7 protein-coding genes are annotated in these 5,471 nt (G+C 36.4%); 3 read left to right on the top strand and 4 right to left on the bottom strand.

Annotated elements, in window-relative coordinates:
- Window positions 1–529: 529 nt before the first annotated feature.
- The 3 genes from NML75_RS08705 to msr(D) all read left to right on the top strand — a co-directional run bounded on the left by NML75_RS08705 (window position 530) and on the right by msr(D) (window position 3,886).
- Window positions 530–700, top strand: coding sequence for a hypothetical protein (locus NML75_RS08705; protein WP_000873143.1), 171 nt, complete (start codon window positions 530–532; stop codon window positions 698–700).
- Window positions 701–1,085: 385 nt separating this feature from the next.
- Window positions 1,086–2,303: a macrolide efflux MFS transporter Mef(A) gene (gene mef(A), locus NML75_RS08710; RefSeq protein WP_000417519.1), complete on the top strand. Its 1,218-nt coding sequence runs from the start codon at window positions 1,086–1,088 to the stop codon at window positions 2,301–2,303.
- A 119-nt stretch (window positions 2,304–2,422) separates the two neighbouring features.
- Window positions 2,423–3,886, top strand: a complete 1,464-nt coding sequence (msr(D), locus tag NML75_RS08715; protein ID WP_000420313.1) for an ABC-F type ribosomal protection protein Msr(D) — start codon at window positions 2,423–2,425, stop codon at window positions 3,884–3,886.
- A gap of 117 nt (window positions 3,887–4,003) precedes the next feature.
- Here msr(D) and NML75_RS08720 read toward each other — a convergent pair whose 3' ends face one another.
- Genes NML75_RS08720 through NML75_RS08735 form a run of 4 tightly spaced genes read right to left on the bottom strand, consistent with a single transcriptional unit; the run spans window position 4,004 to window position 5,248 of the window.
- Window positions 4,004–4,303, bottom strand: a complete 300-nt coding sequence (locus NML75_RS08720) for a DUF5960 family protein (RefSeq protein WP_001072467.1) — start codon at window positions 4,301–4,303, stop codon at window positions 4,004–4,006.
- A complete protein-coding gene (locus tag NML75_RS08725) occupies window positions 4,290–4,658 on the bottom strand; it encodes a hypothetical protein (RefSeq protein WP_000567222.1) in 369 nt (122 codons plus the stop codon). Before NML75_RS08725 ends, NML75_RS08720 begins: the two co-directional genes overlap by 14 nt.
- A gap of 12 nt (window positions 4,659–4,670) precedes the next feature.
- Window positions 4,671–5,006 carry a DinB/UmuC family translesion DNA polymerase gene (locus NML75_RS08730; RefSeq protein WP_000806926.1) on the bottom strand — a complete coding sequence of 112 codons (336 nt, stop codon included), beginning with the start codon at window positions 5,004–5,006 and terminating at the stop codon, window positions 4,671–4,673.
- Window positions 5,003–5,248 carry a hypothetical protein gene (locus tag NML75_RS08735; protein ID WP_001813542.1) on the bottom strand — a complete coding sequence of 82 codons (246 nt, stop codon included), beginning with the start codon at window positions 5,246–5,248 and terminating at the stop codon, window positions 5,003–5,005. Before NML75_RS08735 ends, NML75_RS08730 begins: the two co-directional genes overlap by 4 nt.
- Window positions 5,249–5,471 lie beyond the last annotated feature (223 nt).

The raw sequence follows: 5,471 nt of genomic DNA on the forward strand, positions 1-5,471 counted from the left end.
CTAGTCAAGGAGTAAAACGACGAAGATTAGCATTTACTTCCGCCCATGCGATAGCTGTCCGTGATTGACAAGTGCTAGCACGCAGACAGAACGGAGATAGCGAACCGCTGAGTGTGTCGCTCTGCTCGTAAAAGCTTAGAAACCTTTGAACGAAAGGGATAATGAAAGCCTTGATTGCAAGGCTTTTTGCTTTATGGTGGGTAAGTATCAGAGTGAGAAAATTTTTGGAATGAGTAGAAGTGATAGCTAGAAATTATCAGTTTCTATTTCCATTTACCCTGTGGGTACGTGTTTGTTTCCATTGACAAGGAGTTTGTGGGAATAGAAATGTACCCACCTTGTTTGAATCAAGTGAAGTGTAGTTGAAGGAAATCTGTTGAAAGCAATACTTCATTTTACCGAATAAGTAATAATTTAGGCAACTTCAAATCGATTAAAAAAAACTATTTTAAAGGTTAAGAGTAGACAAAAATTGTCCACTCTTTTTTGCAAACTCAATTTATCAATAAATGAAATGAGGGAATGTAAAATGAAATATTTTGAGGTTGAGTTAGAAAATCCTGATGAATTTTTAAAACTACAAACAGAAGATTTTGTGAAAGCTAATCGCTTGCTACTAAGGAAGATAATCCAGAGCGTTACAGTCTATGAAGAAAACTTCGTCATATCCTTTAAATCTGGCATCGAATTGGAAGTATGAGTCTCATTCCATAACTTTTATATTGAACATATCATCTTGTTGTGTTATACTATAAATTGATATAAACAAAGATGTAGGAGGAACCGAAACTATGACAGCCTCAATGCGTTTAAGATAAGCTGGCAATAAAAAAAGCAGAATCTATACCCGATGATAGGCTTTTTTGTTGTGCTTATTTATACGATATTGAGCATTCATTAGTTACGGTGAGGATATTGGTTATTTAACTATACCTTTATTTAACTATGTCTTTAATATGAATGTTTCCAAATTGTATGTATGCAGACCAAAAGCCACATTGTGGGGTTTGGCCTGCATTTTTTATTGCCTAGAATGCTATTCAAAATAGAAATTCAAGCAAAATAATATGCAGGAGATAATATAAATGGAAAAATACAACAATTGGAAACGAAAATTTTATGCAATATGGGCAGGGCAAGCAGTATCATTAATCACTAGTGCCATCCTGCAAATGGCGATTATTTTTTACCTTACAGAAAAAACAGGATCTGCGATGGTCTTGTCTATGGCTTCATTAGTAGGTTTTTTACCCTATGCGATTTTGGGACCTGCCATTGGTGTGCTAGTGGATCGTCATGATAGGAAGAAGATAATGATTGGTGCCGATTTAATTATCGCAGCAGCTGGTGCAGTGCTTGCTATTGTTGCATTCTGTATGGAGCTACCTGTCTGGATGATTATGATAGTATTGTTTATCCGTAGCATTGGAACAGCTTTTCATACCCCAGCACTCAATGCGGTTACACCACTTTTAGTACCAGAAGAACAGCTAACGAAATGCGCAGGCTATAGTCAGTCTTTGCAGTCTATAAGCTATATTGTTAGTCCGGCAGTTGCAGCACTCTTATACTCCGTTTGGGATTTAAATGCTATTATTGCCATCGACGTATTGGGTGCTGTGATTGCATCTATTACGGTAGCAATTGTACGTATACCTAAGCTGGGTAATCAAGTGCAAAGTTTAGAACCAAATTTCATAAGGGAGATGAAAGAAGGAGTTGTGGTTCTGAGACAAAACAAAGGATTGTTTGCCTTATTACTCTTAGGAACACTATATACTTTTGTTTATATGCCAATCAATGCACTATTTCCTTTAATAAGCATGGAACACTTTAATGGAACGCCTGTGCATATTTCTATTACGGAAATTTCCTTTGCATTTGGGATGCTAGCAGGAGGCTTATTATTAGGAAGATTAGGGGGCTTCGAAAAGCATGTATTACTAATAACAAGTTCATTTTTTATAATGGGGACCAGTTTAGCCGTTTCGGGAATACTTCCTCCAAATGGATTTGTAATATTCGTAGTTTGCTGTGCAATAATGGGGCTTTCGGTGCCATTTTATAGCGGTGTGCAAACAGCTCTTTTTCAGGAGAAAATTAAGCCTGAATATTTAGGACGTGTATTTTCTTTGATCGGAAGTATCATGTCACTTGCTATGCCAATTGGGTTAATTCTTTCTGGATTCTTTGCTGATAAAATCGGTGTAAATCATTGGTTTTTACTATCAGGTATTTTAATTATTGGCATTGCTATAGTTTGCCAAATGATAACTGAGGTTAGAAAATTAGATTTAAAATAAACAATATTGGAGGAATATTTATGTATCTTATTTTCATGTAACTCTTCCTGCTAAAATCGCAGGGTTTTCCCTGCATACAAGCAAATGAAAGCATGCGATTATAGACAGGAGGAAATGTTATGGAATTAATATTAAAAGCAAAAGACATTCGTGTGGAATTCAAAGGACGCGATGTTTTAGATATAAATGAATTAGAAGTATATGATTATGACCGTATTGGTTTAGTAGGAGCAAATGGTGCTGGAAAAAGCACTTTACTCAGGGTACTTTTAGGAGAATTAACTCCCCCAGGATGTAAAATGAATCGTCTGGGTGAACTTGCCTATATTCCCCAGTTGGACGAAGTAACTCTGCAGGAGGAAAAAGATTTTGCACTTGTAGGCAAGCTAGGTGTTGAGCAATTAAATATACAGACTATGAGCGGTGGTGAAGAAACAAGGCTTAAAATAGCACAGGCCTTATCGGCACAGGTTCATGGTATTTTAGCGGATGAACCTACGAGCCATTTAGACCGTGAAGGAATTGATTTTCTAATAGGACAGCTAAAATATTTTACAGGTGCACTGTTAGTTATTAGCCATGACCGCTATTTTCTTGATGAAATAGTAGATAAAATATGGGAACTGAAAGATGGCAAAATCACTGAGTATTGGGGAAACTATTCTGATTATCTTCGTCAGAAAGAGGAAGAACGTAAGAGCCAAGCTGCAGAATACGAACAATTTATTGCGGAACGTGCCCGATTGGAAAGGGCTGCGGAGGAAAAGCGAAAACAGGCTCGTAAAATAGAACAGAAGGCAAAAGGTTCTTCAAAGAAAAAAAGTACTGAAGACGGAGGGCGTTTAGCTCATCAAAAATCAATAGGAAGTAAGGAAAAAAAGATGTATAATGCTGCTAAAACCCTAGAGCACAGGATTGCGGCCTTAGGAAAAGTAGAAGCTCCGGAAGGCATTCGCAGAATTCGTTTCAGGCAAAGTAAAGCATTGGAGCTCCATAATCCATACCCTATAGTCGGTGCAGAAATTAATAAAGTATTTGGGGATAAGGCTCTGTTTGAAAATGCATCTTTTCAAATTCCGTTAGGAGCAAAAGTGGCGTTAACTGGTGGTAATGGAATCGGAAAAACAACTTTAATCCAAATGATCTTAAACCATGAAGAAGGAATTTCTATTTCGCCTAAGGCAAAAATAGGTTACTTTGCACAGAATGGTTACAAGTACAACAGTAATCAGAATGTTATGGAGTTTATGCAGAAGGATTGTGACTACAATATATCAGAAATTCGTTCAGTGCTAGCATCTATGGGGTTCAAACAGAACGATATTGGAAAAAGTTTATCTGTTTTAAGCGGTGGAGAAATTATAAAATTGTTGCTTGCTAAAATGCTCATGGGTAGATATAACATCCTAATAATGGATGAACCCAGTAACTTCCTTGACATACCAAGTTTAGAGGCTTTGGAAATACTAATGAAGGAGTACACCGGAACTATCGTGTTTATCACCCACGATAAACGATTACTCGAAAATGTAGCAGATGTAGTTTATGAAATTAGAGATAAGAAAATAAATCTGAAACATTAAATTTAAGGTAGTCGCTGGTCAGTATAGTCTGTTCTGGTTGGCGACTCCATTGTTAAAGAGTATAAAGACTTTAGATTTTATGAATATTAAAAATAGGAACAGTCAATTGAACTGCTCCTATTTTTCTGCTAAATATATTGTAGTTTTCTTATATGTATAATGATAGATTAGCGGATTCTCATCTACGGTACTTACTTCAAATATGAAGAAGTGATCGCGGTTATCTCTGGACTTTTCCTTATTAAGGACAAAGTAATTCTTACGTGAAGTCGCCATTGTTTTTAGGATATCATCAGTTAGGAAGGTCAATGGAATATTCATGTTAGAGTAGCGGTAGAAGTCACGTTCAAAATCTTGGTAGCTCTCGCTATAATAGTCCATTTGTAGGTGATTACGCTGAAACTCAAGCTGATTCATAGAGCACCTCCTCGACAAGTTCAATACTAATAATGTCTTTTAATTTCAAATTGATGTGACCTGTTGTAGTTTTTATCAAAATGAAATCTTTGGTCAGACTTGGTATTGTTCCAGTGTAGGAAACACGCTTGTTTTTTTCAATCACTTGAATGCGTGTGCGTAGCTGCCCGGCGTATACTTGACTGAGGAGTAATAATTTCTTCTCTAGTGATAAGTCAGACATGTACGTTACTTTGTTTGTATCATCAGAGAGTGCTGATGCATGTTCAGATAGGAAAAAGCCCATCCATTTTTGCATCTTTGTATCCTGGTACTCTCTTGCTGATTGAAATGGTAAATATGAACGGTCAATCATATCAAATCCTTTCTATGCAGAGGCAAGGGTATTTTTATCAAATTGAATCGTAAAACCTTGAATTCCCCCACCTGTGTAACATTCTTTAAAGCGATTGATTACCTCAGTATAGATTATCACAGATGAGCTTGTTGGCTTAATGCTAAATGTAAATTCCAATGGTAATCGGTTTTCAGATTTAGCATGTACTAGTCGTATCGATATTTCAGTTGTTTTGAGTTTTCTCTGACGAAGTTTTGAAGTTGCTGTTTCAACGATTCCATGTAAAAATCTTTCAAGCATTTCAATATCATTACATCCTTTGCTACGGATTTCTGAAAATTGTACTGTATTTTTTTCTTGTTTCATTTTAATCCCTCCAATCCACCCGCGGAATGACCACCGATAAGTTTACTGCGTTCAATATTTCTGGAACCTTCAGTTAGGACGGTTCCTTTTTGTATGGCTAAAAAACCAAACTGTTCTCTGACAACATCAATAGCTGTCTGAAGTCTATTATCTTTTTCAATTTGTTCTACATCATCAAAGAGTGATAGTAGAGTATAGCTTTCATCTACGAAGCCACTATAAGATACACCAATTTGTCTCACTGCACCAGAGGTGTATTTTTTCGGAATAATACAAGTACATGACTCACCATTGTTTTGGGGAGATTTGCGGGTTCAATTTTATTCTGAGCATTTATAGATTTTTTCATCTCAGTCCTAGAATAGCCAATATGAATAGAAACGACAGTAGTCAATACTAGGGCTACTGTTCCGTTCCACAGTATCATTTAAAAATCATTTTCACACCCTTTCGTCTATTAGTATA

The organism is Streptococcus sp. CF4-3 (genome assembly GCF_024295385.1).
Lineage (GTDB): Bacteria > Bacillota > Bacilli > Lactobacillales > Streptococcaceae > Streptococcus > Streptococcus infantis_I.

What these genes read in the sequence shown, in the direction of transcription:
- NML75_RS08705 (WP_000873143.1), top strand. Translation starts at nt 530, where the DNA reads ATGAAATATTTTGAGGTTGAGTTAGAAAATCCTGATGAATTTTTAAAA.
- NML75_RS08720 (WP_001072467.1), bottom strand. Translation starts at nt 4,303, where the DNA reads ATGAATCAGCTTGAGTTTCAGCGTAATCACCTACAAATGGACTATTAT.
- NML75_RS08725 (WP_000567222.1), bottom strand. Translation starts at nt 4,658, where the DNA reads ATGATTGACCGTTCATATTTACCATTTCAATCAGCAAGAGAGTACCAG.
- NML75_RS08730 (WP_000806926.1), bottom strand. Translation starts at nt 5,006, where the DNA reads ATGAAACAAGAAAAAAATACAGTACAATTTTCAGAAATCCGTAGCAAA.